The sequence below is a fragment of the Nocardioides cavernae genome (assembly GCF_013410035.1).
Taxonomy (GTDB): domain Bacteria; phylum Actinomycetota; class Actinomycetes; order Propionibacteriales; family Nocardioidaceae; genus Nocardioides; species Nocardioides cavernae_A.
Genome location: NZ_JACCBW010000001.1, coordinates 319,628 through 341,099, shown reverse-complemented (window position 1 = coordinate 341,099; position 21,472 = coordinate 319,628). Strand labels below are relative to the sequence as shown.

The 21,472-nt window shown below is 72.8% G+C and carries 25 protein-coding genes and 1 pseudogene; 12 read left to right on the top strand and 14 right to left on the bottom strand.

What is annotated here, in order from left to right; translation table 11 throughout:
- Nucleotides 1-8 precede the first annotated feature (8 nt).
- The 3 genes from F4692_RS01650 to F4692_RS01640 all read right to left on the bottom strand — a co-directional run bounded on the left by F4692_RS01650 (nt 9) and on the right by F4692_RS01640 (nt 2,390).
- A complete protein-coding gene (locus tag F4692_RS01650) occupies nt 9-1,283 on the bottom strand; it encodes an MFS transporter (protein ID WP_308645110.1) in 1,275 nt (424 codons plus the stop codon).
- Entirely contained in the window at nt 1,280-1,723 is a 444-nt protein-coding gene (locus F4692_RS01645; protein ID WP_308645109.1) for a MarR family winged helix-turn-helix transcriptional regulator, read from the bottom strand. The genes F4692_RS01650 and F4692_RS01645 overlap by 4 nt, the downstream gene beginning before the upstream one ends.
- Before the next feature lie 67 nt (nt 1,724-1,790).
- Nucleotides 1,791-2,390: a LysE/ArgO family amino acid transporter gene (locus tag F4692_RS01640; RefSeq protein WP_179617904.1), complete on the bottom strand. Its 600-nt coding sequence runs from the start codon at nt 2,388-2,390 to the stop codon at nt 1,791-1,793.
- 71 nt (nt 2,391-2,461) lie between these two features.
- Here F4692_RS01640 and F4692_RS01635 point away from each other — a divergent pair, with 71 nt between their 5' ends.
- The 3 genes from F4692_RS01635 (at nt 2,462) to F4692_RS01625 (ending at nt 4,857) form a co-directional block, all read left to right on the top strand.
- Entirely contained in the window at nt 2,462-3,373 is a 912-nt protein-coding gene (locus tag F4692_RS01635) for a LysR family transcriptional regulator ArgP (protein WP_179617903.1), read from the top strand.
- Nucleotides 3,374-3,504: 131 nt separating this feature from the next.
- On the top strand, nt 3,505-4,284 hold the full coding sequence (locus F4692_RS01630) for a hypothetical protein (RefSeq protein ID WP_179617902.1): 780 nt from the start codon (nt 3,505-3,507) through the stop codon (nt 4,282-4,284).
- A 33-nt stretch (nt 4,285-4,317) separates the two neighbouring features.
- Nucleotides 4,318-4,857 (top strand): DUF1697 domain-containing protein, encoded by a 540-nt coding sequence (locus F4692_RS01625; protein ID WP_179617901.1) that lies wholly within the window; start codon nt 4,318-4,320, stop codon nt 4,855-4,857.
- A 12-nt stretch (nt 4,858-4,869) separates the two neighbouring features.
- Here the strand turns inward: F4692_RS01625 and F4692_RS01620 are convergent, their stop codons facing one another.
- Together F4692_RS01620 and F4692_RS01615 are read right to left on the bottom strand one after the other, a co-directional pair.
- On the bottom strand, nt 4,870-5,445 hold the full coding sequence (locus F4692_RS01620) for an isochorismatase family protein (protein WP_179617900.1): 576 nt from the start codon (nt 5,443-5,445) through the stop codon (nt 4,870-4,872).
- 37 nt (nt 5,446-5,482) lie between these two features.
- Complete coding sequence (locus F4692_RS01615; RefSeq protein WP_179617899.1) at nt 5,483-6,793, bottom strand: nicotinate phosphoribosyltransferase; 1,311 nt, start codon at nt 6,791-6,793, stop codon at nt 5,483-5,485.
- A 26-nt stretch (nt 6,794-6,819) separates the two neighbouring features.
- Here F4692_RS01615 and clpS point away from each other — a divergent pair, with 26 nt between their 5' ends.
- From clpS to F4692_RS20820, 3 genes and pseudogenes are all read left to right on the top strand, one after another.
- Entirely contained in the window at nt 6,820-7,116 is a 297-nt protein-coding gene (gene clpS / locus F4692_RS01610) for an ATP-dependent Clp protease adapter ClpS (protein WP_308645108.1), read from the top strand.
- Between the two features lies 1 nt (nt 7,117).
- Entirely contained in the window at nt 7,118-7,708 is a 591-nt protein-coding gene (locus F4692_RS01605; protein ID WP_179617897.1) for a DUF2017 domain-containing protein, read from the top strand.
- Nucleotides 7,709-7,730: 22 nt separating this feature from the next.
- Nucleotides 7,731-8,935 (top strand): annotated as a pseudogene (locus tag F4692_RS20820) (DUF429 domain-containing protein).
- Here F4692_RS20820 and F4692_RS01590 read toward each other — a convergent pair.
- Nucleotides 8,878-9,465, bottom strand: coding sequence for a TetR/AcrR family transcriptional regulator (locus F4692_RS01590; RefSeq protein ID WP_179617895.1), 588 nt, complete (start codon nt 9,463-9,465; stop codon nt 8,878-8,880). The pseudogene F4692_RS20820 and the gene F4692_RS01590 overlap by 58 nt on opposite strands.
- Nucleotides 9,466-9,593: 128 nt before the next feature.
- Entirely contained in the window at nt 9,594-10,847 is a 1,254-nt protein-coding gene (locus F4692_RS01585) for an MFS transporter (protein ID WP_179617894.1), read from the bottom strand.
- A 64-nt stretch (nt 10,848-10,911) separates the two neighbouring features.
- Here F4692_RS01585 and F4692_RS01580 point away from each other — a divergent pair, with 64 nt between their 5' ends.
- A complete protein-coding gene (locus tag F4692_RS01580) occupies nt 10,912-11,364 on the top strand; it encodes a M67 family metallopeptidase (protein WP_179617893.1) in 453 nt (150 codons plus the stop codon).
- Nucleotides 11,364-11,648, top strand: coding sequence for a MoaD/ThiS family protein (locus F4692_RS01575; protein ID WP_179617892.1), 285 nt, complete (start codon nt 11,364-11,366; stop codon nt 11,646-11,648). Before F4692_RS01580 ends, F4692_RS01575 begins: the two co-directional genes overlap by 1 nt.
- 10 nt (nt 11,649-11,658) lie before the next feature.
- On the opposite strand, the gene F4692_RS21690 is transcribed toward F4692_RS01575, so the two are convergent.
- Genes F4692_RS21690 through F4692_RS01555 form a run of 4 tightly spaced genes read right to left on the bottom strand, consistent with a single transcriptional unit; the run spans nt 11,659 to nt 15,132 of the window.
- Complete coding sequence (locus F4692_RS21690; protein ID WP_308645106.1) at nt 11,659-12,288, bottom strand: response regulator transcription factor; 630 nt, start codon at nt 12,286-12,288, stop codon at nt 11,659-11,661.
- A complete protein-coding gene (locus F4692_RS21685; RefSeq protein ID WP_179617891.1) occupies nt 12,285-13,439 on the bottom strand; it encodes a sensor histidine kinase in 1,155 nt (384 codons plus the stop codon). Before F4692_RS21685 ends, F4692_RS21690 begins: the two co-directional genes overlap by 4 nt.
- Nucleotides 13,440-13,462: 23 nt before the next feature.
- Nucleotides 13,463-14,221, bottom strand: a complete 759-nt coding sequence (locus F4692_RS01560; RefSeq protein WP_179617890.1) for an ABC transporter permease — start codon at nt 14,219-14,221, stop codon at nt 13,463-13,465.
- Nucleotides 14,218-15,132 carry an ABC transporter ATP-binding protein gene (locus F4692_RS01555; protein ID WP_179617889.1) on the bottom strand — a complete coding sequence of 305 codons (915 nt, stop codon included), beginning with the start codon at nt 15,130-15,132 and terminating at the stop codon, nt 14,218-14,220. The genes F4692_RS01560 and F4692_RS01555 overlap by 4 nt, the downstream gene beginning before the upstream one ends.
- Nucleotides 15,133-15,221: 89 nt before the next feature.
- Here F4692_RS01555 and F4692_RS01550 point away from each other — a divergent pair, with 89 nt between their 5' ends.
- Nucleotides 15,222-16,169: a PLP-dependent cysteine synthase family protein gene (locus F4692_RS01550; RefSeq protein WP_179617888.1), complete on the top strand. Its 948-nt coding sequence runs from the start codon at nt 15,222-15,224 to the stop codon at nt 16,167-16,169.
- A 9-nt stretch (nt 16,170-16,178) separates the two neighbouring features.
- Nucleotides 16,179-16,832: a DUF3152 domain-containing protein gene (locus F4692_RS01545; RefSeq protein ID WP_179617887.1), complete on the top strand. Its 654-nt coding sequence runs from the start codon at nt 16,179-16,181 to the stop codon at nt 16,830-16,832.
- Here F4692_RS01545 and F4692_RS01540 read toward each other — a convergent pair.
- Nucleotides 16,819-17,904 (bottom strand): alkaline phosphatase family protein, encoded by a 1,086-nt coding sequence (locus F4692_RS01540; RefSeq protein ID WP_179617886.1) that lies wholly within the window; start codon nt 17,902-17,904, stop codon nt 16,819-16,821. The two genes, F4692_RS01545 and F4692_RS01540, sit on opposite strands and share 14 nt — an antisense overlap.
- Nucleotides 17,905-17,989: 85 nt before the next feature.
- On the opposite strand from F4692_RS01540, the gene murI reads away from it, so the two are divergent.
- Nucleotides 17,990-18,820: a glutamate racemase gene (gene murI / locus F4692_RS01535; RefSeq protein WP_218858217.1), complete on the top strand. Its 831-nt coding sequence runs from the start codon at nt 17,990-17,992 to the stop codon at nt 18,818-18,820.
- Entirely contained in the window at nt 18,817-19,596 is a 780-nt protein-coding gene (locus tag F4692_RS01530; protein WP_179617884.1) for an MBL fold metallo-hydrolase, read from the top strand. Before murI ends, F4692_RS01530 begins: the two co-directional genes overlap by 4 nt.
- A gap of 9 nt (nt 19,597-19,605) precedes the next feature.
- Here the strand turns inward: F4692_RS01530 and F4692_RS01525 are convergent, their stop codons facing one another.
- Nucleotides 19,606-20,256: a response regulator gene (locus F4692_RS01525; RefSeq protein WP_308645105.1), complete on the bottom strand. Its 651-nt coding sequence runs from the start codon at nt 20,254-20,256 to the stop codon at nt 19,606-19,608.
- Nucleotides 20,253-21,443: a sensor histidine kinase gene (locus F4692_RS01520; RefSeq protein ID WP_308645104.1), complete on the bottom strand. Its 1,191-nt coding sequence runs from the start codon at nt 21,441-21,443 to the stop codon at nt 20,253-20,255. The genes F4692_RS01525 and F4692_RS01520 overlap by 4 nt, the downstream gene beginning before the upstream one ends.
- Nucleotides 21,444-21,472 lie beyond the last annotated feature (29 nt).

The following is a 21,472-nucleotide window of genomic DNA, read 5'->3' as shown; positions in this document are numbered from 1 at the left end:
CGGTCCGCTCAGGCGAGGTCGCCGACGAGCTCGCTCTCGGCCTCGGTGACGCCGTGCGGGGCCGGGCTCCGGTCGAGGGCGGCGGCGATGGTCCGCGCCCCCAGCGCGACGACCGCCACGCCGACGGCGACAGCACCCGCGCCGAACCAGAACGGTGCGTGCAGGTCGACCCGCTCCGCGAGCTTGAGGGCCACGAACGGGCCGACCGCGCCGCCGGTGAAGCGGACGAACGAGTACGCAGCGGACGCCACGGGCCGCTCGACCGGTGCCGCGCCCATCACGGCCTCGGTGACGAGGGTGTTGGTGACACCGAGGAACGCGCCCGCCAGCGCGATGCCGGCCGTGACCACCGGCTCGTGGTCCGCGCCGAGCGCCATCGCAGCCAGGTCGAGGGCGAAGAGCGCCAGCACCGCGGTCAGGGTCGGCAGCGTCCCGAAGCGGCGCTGCAGGACCGGGGCCAGCCAGACCGAGGTGAGGGCGAGGAGCAGCCCCCAGCCGAAGAACGTCCAGCCGATGCCCATGATGGAGTACGACGGCAGCGCGAAGGGTCCGGCGGCCATGAGGGTGAAGAAGCCGAGGTTGTAGAAGATCGCGACGAGTGCGAGCAGCAGCAGGGCGCGGTGGCGCAGGGCACGGAACGGGTCGAGCAGCGAGGTCGGCCGTCCGGTCGGCGGGGTCGACGGCAGGAAGAACGCCGTCGCGACGAGCGCGATGGTCATGAGCACCGACACTCCGAAGAACGGCCCGCGCCAGGACACCTGGCCCAGCACGCCGCCGATGAGGGGGCCCGAGGCGATGCCGAGCCCGAGGGCGGCCTCGAAGAGGATGATCGCCTGACCGACCGACCCGGCCGAGGCGCTCACGATGGTCGCGAGGGCGGTCGCGACGAAGAGGGCGTTGCCGAGCCCCCAGCCGGCGCGGAAGCCGATGACGGCGCCGACGCTGTCGGACATGCCGGCCAGGGCGGCCGAGACGATGATGAGCGCGAGGCCGGCCAGGAGCGTCCGCTTGGGCCCGATCCGGCTGGACACCACGCCGGTCACCAGCATCGAGACGCCCATGACGGCCATGTAGCTGGTGAAGAGCAGCGAGACCTGGCTGGGCGTCGCCCGGAGCTGTGCGGCGATCTCCTTGAGGATCGGGTCGACGAGGCCGATGCCCATGAAGGCGATGACGCACGCGAAGGCGACGGCCCACACGGCGCGCGGCTGTCGGAGGATCGAGGGCGCCGCGCTGGTGCCGGTGGAGTCGGCAGGGGCGGTGCGGGTGGTGGGGCCGGTCACGGGGTGGCGTCCTCCTGGTCGCTCGGGCCGGGGCGGAGGTCGAGGACGTCCCGGAGGACCGCGACGGCGATCGCCACCTCCTCGGCGGTGTGGGTCGCGCCGAGCCGCGCGGTGACGAGCTCGGCGTTGGCGTGCCGGATGCGCGCCAGCTCGGCGCGCCCGGCCTCGGTGAGCGCGACGACGTGCGCCCGGCCGTCCGTCGGGTGCGGGTGCCGGTCGACCAGTCCCTGCTCGCGCAGGACCTTCACCGTCGCGGTCATGGTCGGCTGGCTGCAGCGGTCGGCGGCGGCGAGCGCGGTGACGCCGGATGGCCCGTGCTCGTCCAGGAGGGACAGGGCGCGGGCGCCGGCCGGGTGGTCGACCTCGCGGCGGACCGCACGGGTCAGGCGCGAGGCCAGGACGACGAGGTCGCTGGCGAGCAGGGACAGATCAGCGCTCACGACGTCGACACTACATAGGGAAACTATGTAGATCCACGGATCGTGACCACGCTCACGCCCGACACCGTCAGTGGACGATCAGCCCCACGCCGAGGGTGCCCATGACGACGGCGATCGCCGAGTCCAGCACGCGCCAGGCCTTGGGCCGCGCGAAGAGCCCGCGCAGCAGCCGGGCGCCGTAGCCCAGGCCGAAGAACCACAGCAGGCTGGCGACCAGCGTGCCGGCGAGGAACCACCACCGGTCGGTGCCGAAGCTGTTGGCGACGGTGCCGAGCATGAGGACGGCGTCGAGGTAGAAGTGCGGGTTGAGCCACGTCAGCGCCAGCGTGACCAGCACGGCCTTGGTCGGGGTGAGGGCGGTGCCCTCGCCCGCCTCGAGGGCGCCGGGCTTCCAGGCGCGCATCGCGGCGTGCACGCCGAACGCGATCAGGTAGAGCCCACCGAGCACCTGGGCCACCGGGAGGACGCCCGGCCAGCGCTCGAGCACGACGCCCAACCCGGCGACGCCGGCCGTGATCGCGACGACGTCGGAGACGAGGCACGTGAGCACGATGGGCAGGACGTGCTCGCCGCGGATCCCCTGGCGCAGGAGGAAGGCGTTCTGCGCGCCGACGGCGACGATGAGGGCGAGTCCGGTGAGGAGGCCGGTGAGTGCAACCTGGAACATGCCTCAACGGTAGGCCGCCCAGGTGCCTCAATCCAGCGAACGATTCTGAGGAATGATTAGAATCGCTAAGTATGAGAGACGTCACCCAGCTCGATCCCGTGGCCCTGCGCACACTGGCCGTCGCGGTCCGGCTCGGGACCTTCGAGGCGGCCGCCCGCGAGCTGCACGTGACCCCCTCCGCGGTGAGCCAGCGGATCAAGGCGCTGGAGACCCGGATCGGCCGCGTGCTGCTCCACCGGGTCAAGCCGCTCGAGGCCACCGAGGCGGGTCTCGTGCTGGTCCGGCTCGCCACGCAGACCGAGGTCCTGGAGCGCGAGGCCGTCGCCGAGCTCGTCGAGGAGGACGACGCGGACGGGACGGCGTACACCTCCCTCCCGATCGCGGTGAACGCGGACGCGCTCTACGGCTGGTTCGTCGACGCGCTGGCCGAGGTGCAGACCCGCCACCGCGTCGTCTTCGAGGTCGTGCGCGAGGACCACACGCGTACGGCCGAGCGGTTGCGTCGCGGTGAGGTGATGGCAGCCATCACGGGGGAGCCGAAGCCGGTGCCCGGGTGCCGCGTGGTGCGGCTCGGTCGCCTGAAGTACGCCGCCGTGGCCACCCGCGACTTCCACGCGGCCCACTTCGCCGACGGCGTCGGCTCCGCCACGCTCGCCGAGGCGCCGATCGTCGCCTTCGACCGCAACGACTCCCTGCAGCACGACTTCATCCGCCGCCTCACCCGTCGCCACCTCGCCCCGCCGGTGACCTACGTCCCGTCGGTGCGCGAGTTCGACCGGGCCGTCCGCATCGGCATGGGCTGGGGCCTGCTGCCCGAGTCCGACGTGGTCGACGAGCTGGGGCGCGGCGACCTGGTCGAGCTGGTGCCCGGTCGACGACCGGAGGTGCCGCTGTTCTGGCAGCACTGGCGCCTGGGCTCGTCCGTCGTCGCGGACCTGACGGACGCCGTCGTCGCGGCGGCCCGCGGCTGGATGGCCGGCTGAGACTGTGGCAAAGATCTCGTAATCGTCGGACACGGCCCCGCGCGGATCCCTACCCTCGTGGCGAGGCCGAGCACCGTGCTGGCCACTGATGGATCGAGGCAGACGTGGCACGTCGTCACACCACGGCATGGATGTCCGCGCTGGGCGCCGGCATCCTGGTGACGCTCAGCGGCTGCGGGGGCACGGGAGCCGCCACACCGAGCGAGCCCACGGCGACCGTGCTGCTCGGACAGCAGCTCGAGAGCATGGTCGAGCAGGTCGACCGCATGGGCATCGTGGAGTGGCACGGACAGCTCCTCACCAAGAACCCCGCCGACGGCGGTGAGCGCATCTTCGACCTCGACGGGCGCTACAGCCCCTCGACCGGCTACAGCGAGGTCGCCATGGACTCGGCCATCGACGGCAACGTCCAGCAGGTCGACTACCTCGTCATCAACGGGCGGACCTTCTTCAACAGCGACGTCTGGGGTCCCGCGGCCGCGGACTGCTGGGCCGACATCAGCGACGACCCTGCCCGTACGTGGGCCCTGCCCGCCGAGCTCGACCCGGGCTGGCCGCTGAGCACGTCGCGGGCGCTCGAGCTGGACGGGGAGGACGTGGTCATGTCCGTCCCGTTCGAGGACGTGGTGGCGGGCATGCCGCGCGGGTTGTTCACCGCGCTGCCCGACGTCTCCTACGACACCGAGGCGCAGGGCGTGCTCTCGCCGCACGGCCCGTTGATCGAGGTCGGCCTCGACGTCCGGGGCATGTGGAAGAAGCTGTCCAAGCAGCAGCGCGCCGCCTTCGACACGCGCAAGGCCGGCTGGTGGGCGATGACGATGCGCGAGTCGCAGGACGACTCGAGCATCGTGCCCCCGAAGTACGTCTTCGACCCGGCCGTCACCCCGCCCACCCAGTGCAAGAAGGGCTGACTCCCGCCCCCCGCGTTCGGGCATGATCGGAGCGTGCCCACCTACGTCGCCTTCCTCCGCGCGATCAACCTCGGCCGCAACCGCACGTTCCGCAAGGACGCGATCAAGGCCGCGACCGAGGCCGCCGGCGGCACCGACGTCGAGACGTACATCAACACCGGCAACGTCCGGCTGACCCACCCCGCTCGCTCCGTCGCCAAGGTCCGGGCCGCGCTGGAGGAGGCCTACGCGGCCGAGGCCGGTTTCGACGTGCCGACGATCGTCTTCACCACGCGGGACCTCGCGGCACTGACGGCCCGCGCGGAGGAGGTGCACGCCGGCCACGACGGCGAGATCGGCAACCACTACGTCACGTTGTACGCCAGTGCGCCGAGCGCCGCGGCCGTCGCCGAGGTCCAGGCGCTCGAGCACGCGGAGGAGACGGTCGTCGTCGAGGGGCGTGCCGCCCACGTCCTGCTCGGGGGCGACATCCACACCTCGAAGCTGCTCTCCTCCAGGCAGTTCAACGCGCTCGGCCAGGGGACCGCACGCACCATCAAGGTGCTGCGGACCGTCACCGAGAAGTGGTGCTGAGGGCGCAGCGCCTCAGGCGATCTCGACGCCCGCGGTGCCCAGCTCGGTGAGCGCGGCCGCGGTGGAGTCCTCGGCGACCCCCGCGCACAGCGCCGTGAGCACCCGGGTCGCGAAGCCCTCGCTCGCGCTGTCCAGCGCGGTCGCCCGGACGCAGTGGTCGGTCGCGATGCCGCACACGTCGACCTCGGACACCTGCCGTGCCCGCAGCCAGTCGCCCAGTGCCTCGCCCGCGGCCGTACGCCCCTCGAACCCGGAGTAGGCCGCGGCGTGCTCGCCCTTGTAGAACACCTCGTCGAAGGGCTGCGGGTCGAGGTTGGGGTGGAACGCCGCCCCCTCCGTGCCGACCTTGCAGTGCACCGGCCACGAGTCGACGAAGTCGGGCTTCACCGACCAGTGGTCGCCCGGGTCGATGTGGTGGTCCTTGGTGGCGACCACCACGTCGTACGCCGGCCCGCCCGCCGCGCGGGAGTGCCAGTGCTGCAGGACGTCGTGGATGTCCGCCGCCACGCGAGCACCCCCGGCGACCGGGAGGGACCCGCCCTCGCAGAAGTCGTTCTGGACGTCGACCACGATCAGCGCTCGTGCCATGTCGGGAGACTAGCGCGGCCCGGGACCGGACGACTGCTCAGACGAACACCGTGGGGATCGCTGGCTCGCCGGCGCTCATCATCGTGACGGCCCGCGGCAGCTCGGCGATCGAGGCGCGGTGGCGTGCGCGTGCCTCCTCGAGCGTCGCCCGTCCGACCACCTCGCCGTCGCGCACCAGCGGCACGAGCAGGGCGCGGTCGCTGGAGCCCTCGGGGGTGGCATCGTCCGCGGGCGCCGCGCCGATGCCGACGACCTCCGCGCGGGCGGTCCCGCGCGCGTCGCGGCGGCGCAGGGCGTACTTCCGGCCGCCGACGGACGTCTTGTCGTGCGACTTCTTGGCCACCGAGACCATCTCGCCGCCGTCGCCCTCGCGGGCCACGAGCTTGTAGACGAAGCCGCACGTCGGGTGGCCCGAGCCCGTGACGAGCTGGGTGCCGACGCCGTAGGCGTCGACGGGCGCGGCGGCCAGGGCGGCGATGGCGTGCTCGTCGAGGTCGCTCGTCACCACCACGCGCGTCGAGGTCGCACCGAGCGAGTCGAGCTGGGCCCGCACCTCCCGCGCGACCTCCCCGAGGTCGCCGGAGTCGAGGCGGACGGCGCCGAGTCCGGTGCCCGCCACCTCGACGGCGAGGCGTACGGCCTCCGCCACGTCGTAGGTGTCCACGAGCAGGGTCGTGCCGACACCCAGCGTCTGCACCTGAGCGCGGAAGGCGTCGGCCTCGGCGTCGTGGAGCAGCGTGAACGAGTGTGCGGCGGTGCCGGTCGACGGCACGCCGTACCTCGCCCGCGCAGCGAGGTTGCTGGAGGCCTCGAAGCCCGCGACGTACGCCGCGCGCGCGGCCGCGACGGCCGCCTCCTCGTGGGTGCGCCGCGCGCCCATCTCGATGCACGGCCGCTCGCCCGCGGCGAGGGTCATCCTGGACGCGGCGGACGCGATCGCGGAGTCGTGGTTGTAGATCGACAGCAGGACCGTCTCGAGCAGCACCGCCTCGGCGAACGTCCCCTCGACCACCAGCAGCGGTGAGTGCGGGAAGTAGGCCTCGCCCTCGGCGTACCCCCACACGTCCCCCGAGAAGCGGTAGGACCCGAGCCAGTCGAGCATGCCGGCGTCGACCACGCCCTCCAGCGAGGTGAGCGTCGCGGCGTCGAAGCGGAAGTCCTCCAGCGCATCCAGGGCACGCCCGACACCCGCGACGACGCCGTAGCGTCGACCCTGCGGCAGCCGCCGTGGGAACAGCTCGAAGACCGAGCGTCGCCCGGCCGTCCCGGACTGCCGGGCGGCCTGGACCATCGTCAGCTCGTAGTGGTCGGTCAGGAGCGCCGTCGAGGACGGGGATGGGCCGGTCACGACACGTACTGTGCCACGATGGGTCCGTGTCAGCCGCCAGTCCCGTAGAGGTCGAGCCGACCCTGACTCCCGACGAGATCACCTTCCTGGCCAAGCCGTGGGTGACCCTCGTGTGGGACGACCCGGTGAACCTCATGTCGTACGTCGCCTACGTGTTCCAGAAGTACTTCGGCTACGACAAGGCGAAGTCCGAGAAGCTCATGCTCGAGGTGCACACCGAGGGCCGGTCCGTCGTCTCGACCGGCACCCGCGAGGAGATGGAGCGCGACGTGCAGGCCATGCACGAGTACGGCCTCTGGGCGACGATGGAGAAGGCCTCCTGAGGTGAGCGGTTTCGAGCACCACCGGAAGTCCGGGGCGGTCATCGCCACCTTCAGCGGCTTCGAGGCCGACCTGCTGCGCTCGCTGGCGTCGCAGATGGTCGAGCTGCTGCGCAACGAGCGTGCCGAGCCGGCGGCGCCGGCCGCCGACCCGTTCGAGGCGATGATGGCGGAGTTCTCGGGCGCGACGACGATCCCGGAGGACCCCGTCCTCGCCCGGCTCTTCCCGACGGCCTACCCCGACGACGAGGAGGCGGCCTCGGACTTCCGCCGCTTCACCGAGGGCGGGTTGCGCGACGGCAAGGCGGCCGCGTCGGGGCTGATCATCGACACCCTCGAGGACGCCGGCCTGCCGCCGGAGCTGACCGAGGACGGGCTCGTCATCGACGTCGAGCTCAGCCGCGCCGACGCCGAGACCTGGATGCGCGCCTTCACCGACATCCGGCTGGCGCTCGCGACGAGGCTGGGCGTCAAGGCCGGGGACGAGGACTACTGGCACTCCCTGCCGGACGACGACCCCCGGGCGCAGGCGCACGACATCTACGAGTGGGTCGGCTACCTCCAGGAGACGATCATCGAGGCCCTGACCTCGTGACCCGAGCCGGCGTGGGCGCCCGGTGAGCCCGGTCCCCGAGTTCGTCCTCTCCATCCGCGAGAAGATCGGCCACGACCCGCTGTGGTTGCCCGGCGTCACCGCCGTGGTCCGCCGCGGAGACCAGGTGCTGCTCGTGAAGCGCGCCGACAACGGCGCCTGGACCCCCGTCACCGGGATCCCCGAGCCGGGCGAGGAGCCCGCCGTCGCCGCCGCGCGCGAGGCGCTCGAGGAGGCCGGGGTGGTCGTCCGGGTCGACCGCCTCGCCGCCACGGGGGTCCACGGCGAGATCGTCCACGCCAACGGCGACCGGGCCACCTACCTCGACCTCACCTTCGCCTGCACCTGGCTCGAGGGCGAGGCGCACGTGGCCGACGACGAGTCGAGCGACGTCCGGTGGTGGCCGCTCTCCGGCCTGCCACCGATGAGCGAGCTGATGCTCGGGCGGATCGAGGCGGCGCTCGCCGACGAGCGCGAGGCCAGGTTCGTCCCGCCCGCCGGCCAGGACGACACCGACGCGCCGCCCGTGCTCGCGCCGCCCGCACCGGTGCTCGGCGTGGATGCGTGCCCGAGCGGCTGGGTGGGGGTGGTGCTCGACACCGAGCGCCGTCCGGCCGTCTTCGTGGCCGCCACCATCGAGTCGCTCGTCGCGCTCGTCCGCGAGCAGCACGACGTCGTGGTCGTGGCCATCGACATCCCCATCGGGCTGCCCGACGCCGCCGGCCGCCGCGCCGATGCCGAGGCCCGCCGCGCGCTGACCGGGAAGGCGTCCTCGGTCTTCAGCACGCCGGTGCGCGCCGCGCTCGAGGCCGCGACCTACGAGCAGGCGCGGGCTGCCAACCTCGCCGCCACCGACGGAGGCACCAGCGTCAGCGCCCAGGCGTACGCCCTGCGCGAGAAGGTGCTCCAGGTCGACGCCTGGGTGCGCGGGCGTCCCGGCACCGGGTGATCGAGGTGCACCCCGAGGTGAGCTTCGCCCGGATGGCCGGCGCCCCGGTGCTCGCGCGCAAGAAGGACCCCGACGGCGTACGTGCCCGGCGCGAGGCGCTCGCCGCGCACGGGATCGTGGCCCCGGCATGGTTCCGCGGGTCTGGCTTCGGCGAGGACGACCTGCTCGACGCCTGCGCGGTCGCGTGGACGGCCGTACGCCACGCGCGCGGGCTCTCGGACTCCTACCCCGCCGAGCCCGAGGTGTTCTCCGACGGCCTCCCTGCGGCGATCTGGGTGTGAACGACGCGGGCCGCGCGTACGCCGCGCACCTGCTCCAGCACCGGCCCGGGGTCCTGCGACGTGCTGACGAGGTCATGGACCACCTCCTTCTCGCGGGCCAGGACGTGCGCCACGGCCGCACCGAGACCGTCGTCCCAGCGGCTCGCCTCGAGGATCGTCAGCCAGACGCCGTCGAACACCTCCTCCAGCCGCGACTGCGGCAGCAGGGCCGCGACGACAGCGTCGGGTGTCGTCTGCGCGGGCTGCAGCTCGAGCAGCCGCCGGCGAGCGAGGTAGCTACGCTCGGCGATCCATCGGTCCCCGTAGCGGCCGGCCACCGCCGCCTGCATCGCCGCTACCGAGGGGAACCACGCGGCGATCGCCTGGGGCGTCACGTGGGACGCGTGCGCCATAGCGCGCAGGGTCAGGGCCGCCCACCCGCCCTCGGCCAACAGCGGGATCGCGAGGTTCGTCGCGAGGTCGGCCTTCGCCAGGCTCGCCCGCGAGAACATCGCACCGGAGCGGGGGATCGAACGGTCGTGGGGCGCCATGGACACCAGCACAGCAGGTCGCCCCGGGCCGGAGGGCTTCGTCCACAGGCGACGACACCCCTCCGTCGGACACTTGATTGACGTCAATCAAGTTCTCTTCCGCGGCCCTGCGCCGCCCGGCGCCCCCGTCAGCCCGAGTGGGTGAGCACGCCGTAGCGCTCACGCGAGGCCAGTGCCCACCGCGACACGGGGACCGAGACGAGGGCGATCGCGAGCATCAGTGCCGCGAGCACCAGCCACCCGGTCTCGCCCATCTGGACGCACAGCAGGGTCACGAGGGGCGGTCCGATGACGGCCACCACGCTGAAGCCCAGCCCGGCGAAGCCTTGGTACTGGCCCTGCCGCTCGTGCGGGGCGAGCCCCATCTGGAGCCCCCACTGGCCCCCGGAGCCGATCATCTCGCCCACCACGTGGACCAGGGAGCCGACGACCAGCACGGCCACGGCGAACGTCGCGTCGCCGCGGTCGGCGAGCGCCACGATGGCGAAGCCGGCGGCGATCCACACCGCGCCCCGCACGAGCGCGCGGGCGCCCGCTTCGACCGAGTCGGCGCGGCGGGAGAGGCGCACCTGGAAGAGCGCCACGCACGCCGTGTTGAGCACCAGGAGGATCGCCACCATCACCGGCGGCGCCGAGGTGCGCTCGGAGATGTACAGCGCCAGGCCGAGCTCCATCACGAAGAAGTGGAGGGAGAACAGGCCCGTGAGCGCCACGACCACGACGTAGGGCCAGTCGCGCAGCACCGCGAGCCGGGGCTCGCCCTCGACGCGGACGTACGCCGGCAGCTCGGGCAGGCGGGTGCTGTTCCACGCGGCGAAGGCGGTGAAGACCGCGTTGAGCACGAAGACCGACACGTAGGCCCAGGTCTCGTCGACGACGAGCGCCGCGCCGCCGAAGACCGAGCCCAGGCCGATGGCGGTGTTGGTGACCGCCCGCAGGTAGGCCTTGAAGAGCACGCCGCGCCCACCGGTGGCCAGCTGCGCGATCACGCCCTGCTGCACCGACCCCGCCGACCGCTCGAAGAGGGCCAGCAGGCCGAGCAGCAGCGCGAGCTGCCACGGCGTGCGGGCCAGGACGGGCAGCGCGCTGGTCAGCGCCGCGCCGGTCATGAAGAACGTGAGCGTGCGACGGGGGCCGCGCGCGTCGCCCAGCTGCCCGGCGGGCACCTGCACGACGATCCCGACGACCGCCGCGACCGCGAGCGCGAAGGCGACCTCGGCGGCCGAGAAGCCCACCTGCCGGGTGAAGTAGAGCGCGCTGGTCGTCATCACCGCGCCAGCGCCGAAGCGGTTCGCGAACGACCCGAGGGCGAGGACCCGCAGGTCCCGCTCGAGGGGGATCCCGCGCCGGGTCAGCGGCGCGTCGGTCCGGGACGACGACACGTCGCGAAGGCTATGTCCTGAGACGTGTGCGACCCGCATCGAGGCCCGGCCTACCCTTGGCGGCGTGCTGACCATCGACCAGGAGATCCACGACGCCATCGTGGCGCACGCCAGGCGCGACCACCCCGACGAGGCGTGCGGCGTCGTCGCGGGCCCCGAGGGGAGCGACCGCGCGGAGCGGTTCATCCCGATGGTCAACGCCGCCGGGAGCCCGACGTTCTACGAGTTCGACTCCACCGAGCTGTTCCAGCTCTACAAGGAGATGGACGCCCGCGACGAGGAGCCGGTGGTCGTCTACCACTCCCACACCGCGACCGAGGCCTACCCGAGCCGTACGGACATCGACCTGGCCAGCGAGCCCAACGCGCACTACGTGCTCGTCAGCACGCGTGAGCTGTTCGACGAGGACGGGGGGAATATCGACGGCCCCGTGGAGTTCAGGTCGTACAGAATCATCGACGGAGTCGTGACCGAGGAAGAGGTCACGATCACGACTGGAGAGAAGAGCACCCCCTGATGGCCATCGAGGTCCGGATCCCGACCATCCTGCGCACCTACACCGACGGCGCCAAGGCCGTCGAGGCCGCCGGCGGCACCCTGTCGGAGCTCATCGACGACCTCGAGGGCAACCACCCCGGCATCAAGGACCGCCTGGTCGAGGACAAGTCCGGGTCGATCGACCTGCGCCGCTTCGTCAACGTCTACATCAACGACGAGGACGTCCGCTTCATCGGCGGCCTCGAGGCCGAGCTCTCCGACGGCGACCAGGTCGTCGTGCTGCCGGCGGTCGCCGGCGGCTGACCGATCCCGGTCAGCCCAGGATCCCGCGCTCGTACGCCGTCGCCACGGCGGCCGCGCGATCGCTCACGCCGAGCTTCTCGTAGACGTGCACCAGGTGGGTCTTCACCGTCGCCTCGCTGACGAACAGCTCGTCCGCGATCAGCCGGTTGGACCGGCCCCGCGCCACCAGGGCGAGCACCTCGCGCTCGCGGGCGCTGAGCACGCCTGACGCGGCGGGGCGGCGCACGTGCGAGGCGAGCCGCGAGGCCACGGCGGGGGACAGCACGGTCTCGCCGGCCGCGGTCGCCCGGACGGCGTCGAAGAGCGTCTCGGCGGGGGTGTCCTTGAGCAGGTACCCCGTCGCCCCCGCCTCGATCGCCGCGACCGTGTCGGAGTCGGTGTCGTACGTCGTCAGCACGAGCACCGCGGCACGAGATCCGCGGGCCCGCAGCTCACGCACGGCGTCGACGCCCCCGCCGCCGGGCATCCGCAGGTCCATGACGACGACGTCGGGCTCGGTGGCCAGCACCCGGTCGACGGCCTCGGGCCCGCTCGCCGCCTCGCCGACGACCTCGAAGCCGGTGACCGCCGCGAGCATGCTGCGCACGCCGTCGCGGACGACGGGGTGGTCGTCGACGACGACGATCCGGATCGGGTTCACGCCGCCTCCCGGGCGAGTGCGGGCAGGCGGGCGGAGACGGCCGTGCCGCGGCCGGCGCGCGACTCGAGGGTGAGGTCACCGGCGAGCCGCGCGACCCGCTGGCGCATGCCGCGCAGCCCGAACGAGCTCGGGCCGGTGGGCGCGTCGACATCGAAGCCGGCGCCGTCGTCGCGCACGTCGAGCACCACCTCGTCGCCGTCGTAGGAGAGCGTGACCCCGACGCGGCCGGCGGCGGCGTGCTTGGCGACGTTGGTGAGCGACTCCTGGGCGATGCGCAGCACCGTCGCCTCGACCTCCGGGTGCAGTGGGACGGGATCGCCGACGACGACGGCCTCGGCGCGGACGCCGTGCTCGGTCGACCAGGCGGTGACGACGCCGCGCACGGCGTCCGGCAGGTTCGCGCCGTCGAGGTCGGACGGGGACAGGTCGAGCATCGACCGGCGTGCCTCGGCCAGCGCGTGCCGGGCGAGGGCGAGAGCACGCTCGTGGCGTTCGCCGCCGACAGCGGCCTCGAGCTGGGTGACGATCCCGGCGAGGCTCTGGGCCGTCGTGTCGTGGATCTCGCGGGCCAGGCGGGCCCGTTCCTCCTGCACGCCCGTCGCCCGGGCCTGCTCGACGAGCCTCGCGTGGAGCGCCTGGTTCTCCGCGAGCGCCGTCTCCAGCTCGGCGTTGAGGCGCTCGAGGTCCTCGGTCCGGCGCTCGGTCTTGAGCGAGATGCTCATGAAGGCACTCGCGAGCCCGGCGTTGACGCCGACCAGTGCGAGGAACACCCAGAGCTGGACGGCGTCCCGTGGCGGGAGGCCGCCCGACTGGGAGCCCGCCTGGGTGATGCCGACCGCCAGCAGGCCCACGTACATCCAGCGGCCGCGCAACGAGTCGTAGGCGTCGATGAACCCGAAGAAGGCGAAGATCGCGTAGAGCGGGTTGAGCCAGCAGAGCACGAACGCGAGAGCCGTGCGTCCGACCCAGTGGAGCGCGCTCGGCCTGGGGGTGGCGACCATCCAGATCGCGGTGACGAGGCTGCCGACGAGCGTGATGCGTACGTCGACGGCCGCCGCGCCGAGCGAGGGAGCCGCGGTCGTGGCGACGGCAGTGGCCAGCGCGAGCAGGACGAACGGCATCCGGTGCAGCCACCTGAGGTCGTCGTCCACGCCGTCATCCTGACAGTCGTGCGTCACTCCCACCGGAAGAGCCGGATCGCGACGAGGGAGAGCGCGACGGTCCATCCGCCCATCACGACGAGGTCGACGACCTCCGGACGGATGCCCTGCAACGCGTCGTTGAGCGCCTCCGAGGCCGCGCCGAGCGGCGTGGACACGACCGTCACCCGCAGCCAGCCCTCCATCGTCTGCACCGGCATCCAGACGCCCGAGGTGAACATCATCGGGAAGAAGACGATGGTGCCGACCGTCTGCACGACGCGGGTGCTGGAGGAGACCGCGGTGATGACGGCGCCGACGGAGAACGCTGATGCGGTGGCGAGCAGGAGGGCGAGGGCGTACCAGCCGAGGTGGCCCGGGAGCCGGACGTCGTGCACGACCCGGGCGGTGCCGAGGGCGAGCACGACGGACGCGAGCACGGCGACCGCGTGCAGGCCGATCTGCGCGCCGAGCAGGGCTGCCGGGTGCATCGGCGTCGTGCGGAGCCGACGCAGGACCCCGCTCTCGCGGTAGCCCGCGATCACCGGCGGCATCGCCATGATCGCAGCCATGATCATCGCGAGCACGACGACGACCGAGGCGTAGAGGTCGATGATCCGCTGACCTCCCAGCGACGCGTTGGGCTCTTGGAAGTCCGGCACCAGGCCGATGACCACGAGCAGCAGCGTCGGGAAGAGCAGGATCCAGAACAGCGAGCCGAGCTCGCGGGCGAAGAGGGTCGCCTCGGTGCGGACGACCGCGGCCGTGGGGGAGGTGGTGGCGGTGGGGCTCATGCGCGGGACTCCTCGGGTGTGCTGGGGCCGGTGAGCTGGAGGTAGGCGGTGTCGAGGGTGCCGTCGACCACCCGGAGCGCGGCGGGCACGACGTTCTGCCGACGCAGCCCCTCCAGCACCGCGAGCGCTGCGCCGTCACGTCCCTCGACGACGATCCGGCCGTTGTCGGCGCGGACCGCGGACACCGACGGCATCGCGCGCAGGGCCTCGAGGTCGACCGCGTCGTCGGCGGTGAAGGAGGTGACGGTGGCGGCAGCGGCGCCGGCGATGAGCGCGTCCGGGGTGTCCAGGGCGCGCACGCGTCCCGCGTCGATGATCGCGATCCGGTCGCACAGCTGCTGTGCCTCCTCCATCGAGTGGGTGACCAGCAGGACCGTGACGCCGTCGGCGCGGAGGTCGCGCACGATCTGCCACACCTCGCGCCGGGCCCGCGGGTCCAGGCCGGTGCTGAGCTCGTCGAGGATCACCGCCCGGGGACGGCCGATGAGCGCCAGGGCGATGGACAGCCGCTGCTGCTGGCCGCCGCTCAGGTCGCGGAACGTCGTGTCGGCCTTGTCGACCAGGTCGAGCCGCTCGAGGAGGCCGCCCCACGGCACGGGGTCGTCGTACAGCGCCGACCACAGGCGCAGTGCCTCGCCGACGGTGATCTTGGGCTGGAGCCGGCTCTCCTGGAGCTGCACGCCGAGCAGCCGGGTGAGGGCGTCGCGGTCGACCAGCGGGTCCAGCCCGGCGACGCGCACCGTGCCCGCGTCGGGGACGCGCAGGCCGGCGACGCACTCGACGGTGGTGGTCTTGCCGGCGCCGTTGGGGCCCAGGACGCCGAGGACCTCGCCCTCGGCGACCTCGAACGAGACGTCGTCGACGGCGATCTTGGAGCCGTGGGCCTTGCGCAGGTGGGAGATCGAGATCATGCGTCCAGCCTCGTCGCGCGGGCCGTCTCGCACATCGGGCAACCGGCGCTCGTGGCCATCCACCGATCGGTGGATGTCATGCTGGGGCCATGCGCTTCGACAGCCTGCTGGAGTCCGTCGGCGGCACCCCGCTCGTCGGGCTGCCGCGGCTCTCCCCGAGCCCCGACGTCCGGATCTGGGCCAAGCTGGAGGACCGCAACCCGACCGGCTCCATCAAGGACCGGCCGGCCCTCAAGATGATCGAGCGCGCGGAGAAGGACGGCACGCTGCGTCCCGGATGCACCATCCTCGAGCCGACGAGCGGCAACACCGGCATCTCGCTCGCGATGGCCGCGAAGCTCAAGGGCTACCGCATCGTGTGCGTGATGCCGGAGAACACCTCCGAGGAGCGCCGGCAGCTGCTGCGGATGTGGGGCGCGGAGATCGTGTCCTCGCCCGCCGCGGGCGGGTCCAACGAGGCCGTCCGGGTCGCGAAGAGGATCGCGGGGGAGCACCCCGACTGGGTGATGCTCTACCAGTACGGCAACGACGCCAACGCCCTCGCGCACGAGGAGGGCACAGGTCCCGAGCTCCTCGCCGACCTGCCCGAGATCACCCACTTCGTCGCCGGCCTCGGCACGACAGGCACCCTCATGGGCGTCTCGCGGTTCTTCCGCACGGCCAAGCCCGACGTGCGCATCGTCGCCGCGGAGCCGCGCTACGGCGAGCTGGTCTACGGCCTGCGCAACCTCGACGAGGGGTTCGTCCCCGAGCTCTACGACGCCTCGCTGATCGACTCGCGCTTCAGCGTCGGGCCCCGCGACGCCGTGCGCCGGGTGCGGGAGCTGCTCGAGCTCGAGGGCATCTTCGCCGGCATCTCGACCGGCGCGATCCTCCACGCCGCGCTCGGTCAGGCGGCCAAGGCCGTGAAGGCGGGCGAGCGGGCCGACATCGTCTTCGTCGTGTGCGACGGGGGCTGGAAGTACCTCTCCACCGGCGCCTACGAGGGCACCGTCGACGAGGCCGAGGACCGTCTCGACGGCCAGCTCTGGGCCTAGGCTCCCCCCATGCCCCGGGTCGCCCGCGTCCTCGCCGTCCTGGCCGCCGTCCTCGTCGTCATATCGCTGCTGCCGGGCCTGCTCGCGGCCCCGGCGCAGGCCGCGCACGACGAGGGGCACCTGCGCCGGCGTACGCCCGGCGTGACCCACCCCGAGACCGCCGAGGGGTACGCCGTCCCGGTCCGCCGGCGGGTGACGTACTCCGTCACCACCCGCGGGCGGATCACCGCGTCGCTGAAGGACTTCCGGCGGCTGGCGCAGGAGACCTTCGACGACCCGCGTGGCTGGCGCGCCGGGGGCGTCGAGCTCCGCCGGGTCCGTCGGGGCGGTCAGTTCACGCTGGTCCTCGCCGCAGCCGGCACCCTGCCGTCGTTCTCCTCCGGGTGCTCCGCGCACTGGTCGTGCCGCGTCGGACGGCACGTGGTCATCAACCAGACCCGGTGGACGCAGGCGTCACCCGCGTGGAACGCCGCCGGCCGGTCGCTGCGCGACTACCGGCACATGGTCGTCAACCACGAGACCGGCCACTGGCTCGGGCTCGGTCACGCCTCGTGCCGTGGCGGGAAGGCGCCGGTGATGATGCAGCAGTCCAAGGGGACCGGCGGCTGCCGGTTCAACCCCTGGCCGCTCGAGCGCGAGGCCGCGGCCGTCAGGGGGCGGTGAGCCGCAGGTCCATCTCGACGTCGAACTCGCTGCCCTCGACCGGCGGGAGGTCGAGCAGGTCGAGCGTCACGTTGGCGATCATCCCGTTGCGCACCGGGGGGCGACGCTGGCCGTAGACCGTGCGGCGGGTGCCCGGGTCCTGGTAGGTCGCGTTGATCGCGTAGAGGTCGACGTTGCGTCCCACCGCGGACCCGCGCGCCATGAAGGCGATGCGGTAGTTGTCGAGCACCGTCGCCCGGTCGTGCGAGGGACCGTGCCCGCCGTGGTCGCTGGTCAGCAGGATCGTCGTGCCCGCCCGGCGGACGGGGTCGGCGTCGACGGCCTTCACGACGCGACCGACGAGGGCGTCGGACTGGCGTACTGCCTTGAGGTAGGGCTTCGACATCCAGCCGTGCTTGTGGCCGGCGTTGTCGGGGAGGGAGAGGTGCAGGAAGCGGAAGTCGCGGTCCGTGGGCAGGTCGGCGATGAGCGACGTCACCAGACGGTTGTTGTCGAGGTCGATCGTGGTGCGGTCGATGGCGTCAGGCCACGAGCGCTGCCACAGGCTGAACTTCGTCTTCGCGGCGAACAGCGCCGTCGAGCCCCCGGCGGCGTCCACCGCGGAGAACACGGACGCGACGTCGTGGCCGGCTGCGGCCTGCACGGTGCTCGGCGTGGGCCTGTCGTCGTTCCAGGTGACGCCGTGCCCACCCGTCGCGGCGTCGATGCGCCGCCCGGTGACCATCCCGGTGTGGTTCGGCAGGGTCACCGTCATCTCGCGCTCGGTGCGCGCGTTGAGGGTCGAGGCACCGGCCCGCATGAACCGGTAGAGGTTCGGCAGCTTCTTCTTCCCGAGCCTGCGGATCGACGCGACGCTCATGCCGTCGATGGAGATCGCGAGCACCGACTCGGCGTCCGCCCTCGTCGCGGCCCTGACCGCGGTCGACGCCCCGGACGGCGACGCCGCCGAGGTGGCGGGCCGCGCGAGGTCCCCGGCCGGCGTCGCCGCACACGCCTGCGTGGCGGCGAGCACGAGGCTGGTGGAGGCGAGCAGGGACACGAGGGGCGCGGTCACCCGGGATCGACGGAGCACTGCCCGACGATAACCCGCCCGCCGCGGTGTGACCGGGCCGACGCCCCCGATGGCGTGACCCGTGCCCTCCGGACCGCCTAGCCTGCTGCCTGTGCCGACCCCCACGCCCGAGACGAGCGCCGACGCGCCCATCGGCATCTTCGACTCCGGCTTCGGTGGCCTCACGGTCGCGCGCTCGGTCATCGACCAGCTGCCGCACGAGTCGGTCGTCTACCTCGGCGACACGGCACGTCAGCCCTACGGCCAGAAGCCGATCGGCGAGGTGCGCGAGTACGCCCTCGAGTGCCTCGACCACCTCTACGCCCAGGGCGTGAAGGCGCTGGTCATCGCCTGCAACTCCGCCAGCGCGGCGATGCTCCGCGACGCCCGCGAGCGCTACGACGTGCCCGTCGTGGAGGTGATCCTGCCCGCCGCCCGCCGCGCCGCCGCGGCCACCCGCAACCGCAAGGTGGGGGTGATCTGCACGCGCGCGACGGCCAGCTCGATGGCGTACGACGACGCGTTCGCCGCCGCACCCCACCTCGACCTCCACATCCGGGCCTGCCCGCGTTTCGTGGACTTCGTGGAGCAGGGGGTCACCGGCGGCGACGAGCTCCTGGCGGCCGCCCACGACTACCTCGACCCGCTGGCCGCCGCGGGCGTCGACACCCTCATCCTGGGCTGCACGCACTACCCGCTGCTGACCGGTGTCATCTCCTACGTCATGGGCGACGAGGTGACCCTAGTGAGCTCGGCCGAGGAGTGCGCGAAGGACGTCTACAAGATGCTCGCCCGCACCGGCCTGATGCGCGAGAGCGGCGAGGCCGACTACACCTTCGCGACCACCGGCAGCCCGGAGGACTTCGCCACCATCGGTCGACGCTTCCTCGGCTCCGAGCTGCTCGGGGCGAGCCAGTTCGCCGGAGGGATCCGGTGAGACTGACGATCGTCGGCTGCTCCGGGTCCTACCCCGGGCCGGAGTCCGCCGCCAGCTGCTACCTCGTGGAGGCGGAGCACACGTCGGGCGGCGAGACCCGCACGTGGCGGATCCTGCTCGACCTCGGCAACGGCGCCCTCGGCCAGCTGCACCGCTACGTCGACCCGCTGACGATCGACGCCGTCTTCGTCAGCCACCTGCACGCCGACCACTGCCTCGACCTCTGCGGCTACTACGTGATGCGCAAGTACCACCCCACCGGCGCGCAGCCGCGGATCCCGGTCTGGGGCCCGGCCGGGACCGCCGAGCGGATGGCGCGGGCGTACGACCTCCCGACGGAGCCGGGCATGACGGAGGAGTTCGCCTTCGTCGACCACTCCGGCGTGCCGGGGGACGCGGTCGAGCTGGGGCCCTTCCGGGTCGAGGCGCGCGAGGTCGTGCACCCCGTCACGGCGTACGCCCTCAAGGTCACCGCCGACGGCCGCACGCTCGTCTACTCCGGCGACACTGGCCCGTGCCCGGCCCTCGACGAGGTCGCCGCGGGTGCGGACCTGCTGCTCGCGGAGGCGTCGTTCCGCAGCGGCGACGACAACCCCCCGGACCTCCACATGACCGGCGCCGACTGCGGGCGCACCGCCGCGCGGGCCGGCGTTGAGCGGCTGGTGCTCACCCACGTCCCGCCGTGGCACGACGCCGCCGACGCGGAGGCGGAGGCGCGCGCCGAGTGGTCGGGCCCGGTCGAGCTCGCGCGGCCCGGCGCGACCTACGAGCTCTGAGGCGCGGCCTCAGACGAGGCCGGCGTCGTGCACGACCATCGCGACCTGCACCCGGTTGGTGCTGTCGAGCTTGGTCAGCAGCCGGGAGACGTGCGACTTCACCGTCGGGATCGACAGGTAGAGCTCCGAGGCGATCTCGGAGTTGCTGAGCCCGCGACCGACGCACACGGCCACCTCGAGCTCGCGCTCGGTGAGGACGGTCAGGCGGTCGGCCGCCGTCGAGGTCCGATCGGTCGGCGTGGTGCTGCGCAGCCGGGAGACCAGGCTGCGGGTGGCCGACGGAGAGAGCATCGGGTCACCGGCGGCGACCGTGCGGATCGCGCTGACGATGTCGCCGGGAGGCGTGTCCTTGAGCAGGAAGCCGTCGGCGCCCGCGGCGACCGCACGGAGGACGTGGTCGTCGGCGTCGAAGGTCGTCAGGACCACCACCGCGGGCGGTGAGGGCCGGGAGTGCAGCACCCGCGTGGCCTCCAGGCCGTCCATCACGGGCATGCGGATGTCCATCAGGACGACGTCCGGCCGGTGCTCGCCCACCAGGGCCAGGCCGGCCTCGCCGTTCGGCGCCTCGCCGACCACCTCGATGTCGGACTGGCCGCCCAGCATGAGGGACAGGGCCGACCGGACCAGCGGGTCGTCGTCTACGAGCAGCACGCGGATCACGCGGTCCACGGTAGCCAAGCCTCCAGCACGAACGTGGCGCCCTCGGTCCGCTGGTCCAGCCGACCGCCGCGCAGCTCGGTGCGCTCGCGCAGCCCGACGAGGCCCAGACCGGCGCCGGGGGCAGCGCTGCGCCGCTCGCCGAGCGGGTTGGTGAGCCGCACCGTGATGCCGTGCCGCTGGTCGCCCGACGAGCGGATCGTCAGCCCGGCGCCCGGCGCGTGCTTGCGGACGTTGGTGATGCCCTCCTGGACGATCCGGTAGACGGTGCGGCCGGTCGCCGGCGGGACGCTCGCGCTGACGTCGACGTCGTCGACGTAGTCCACGTCCAGCCCGAGGTCCCTCGCCTCGTCGACGAGCGCCGCGATGTCGTCGTACGTCGGCTGCGGGCGCGCGGTGGGCGGGCTCGTGTCGTTCTCGCGGAGCACGCCGAGGACGTCGCGCAGCTCGTGCAGCGCGTCGTTGGCCTGCTGCTGGATCTGGGTGAGGCCCTCGCGCAGCCGGTCGACGTCGAGGTCGTCGCGGAAGGCCAGGGCGCCGGCCTGCATGGACACCTGGGTGATCCGGTGGGCGACGACGTCGTGCATCTCCCCGGCGATGCGCGCGCGCTCGGTGGAGCGGGCCTGCGTCAGCCGCAGCTCCTCCTCGAGCTCGACCTGCTCGGCGCGGTGGCGCAGGCTCCAGAGCAGCTCGCGGCGGGACCCGATGTAGAGCCCCCAGCCCATCACGCCCGCGTTGACCACGAGGTTGACCAGGGTGGTGAGGAGGTAGTCCTGGTCCTCGATCGGCGCGAGCGTCGTCCAGACCTGGGCGGCCACGATGTTGGTGGCGCCGACCAGCACCACCTCGCTCACGCGGCGCCGGGTGGCGACCGAGACGGCCGCGAGCGTCGCCGGACCGGCGGCGAGGCCGGAGAACGCGCTCACCGCCGCCACCAGGAGCGCCACCCGGACGGGGGCCCGGCGACGGTGGTGCACGAGGGTGAACGAGACGACCCCGAGGGCGACCTCGGAGTAGAAGAAGGGCCGGTTCTCGCGCCACTCCGTGCCGGCGGCGGTCTGCCAGACCGCGAACGAGAACGCGAGGCACACGGCGTACCGCCACGCGTGCGACACCCAGCTCAGCGCGGGCTGGGTGTCCAGATGCGTGTCCAGATACGTGTCCGGCTGGGTGTCCGGACGGGTCTCCACGGCGCTCAGGGTAGCCATCGCACGACCTA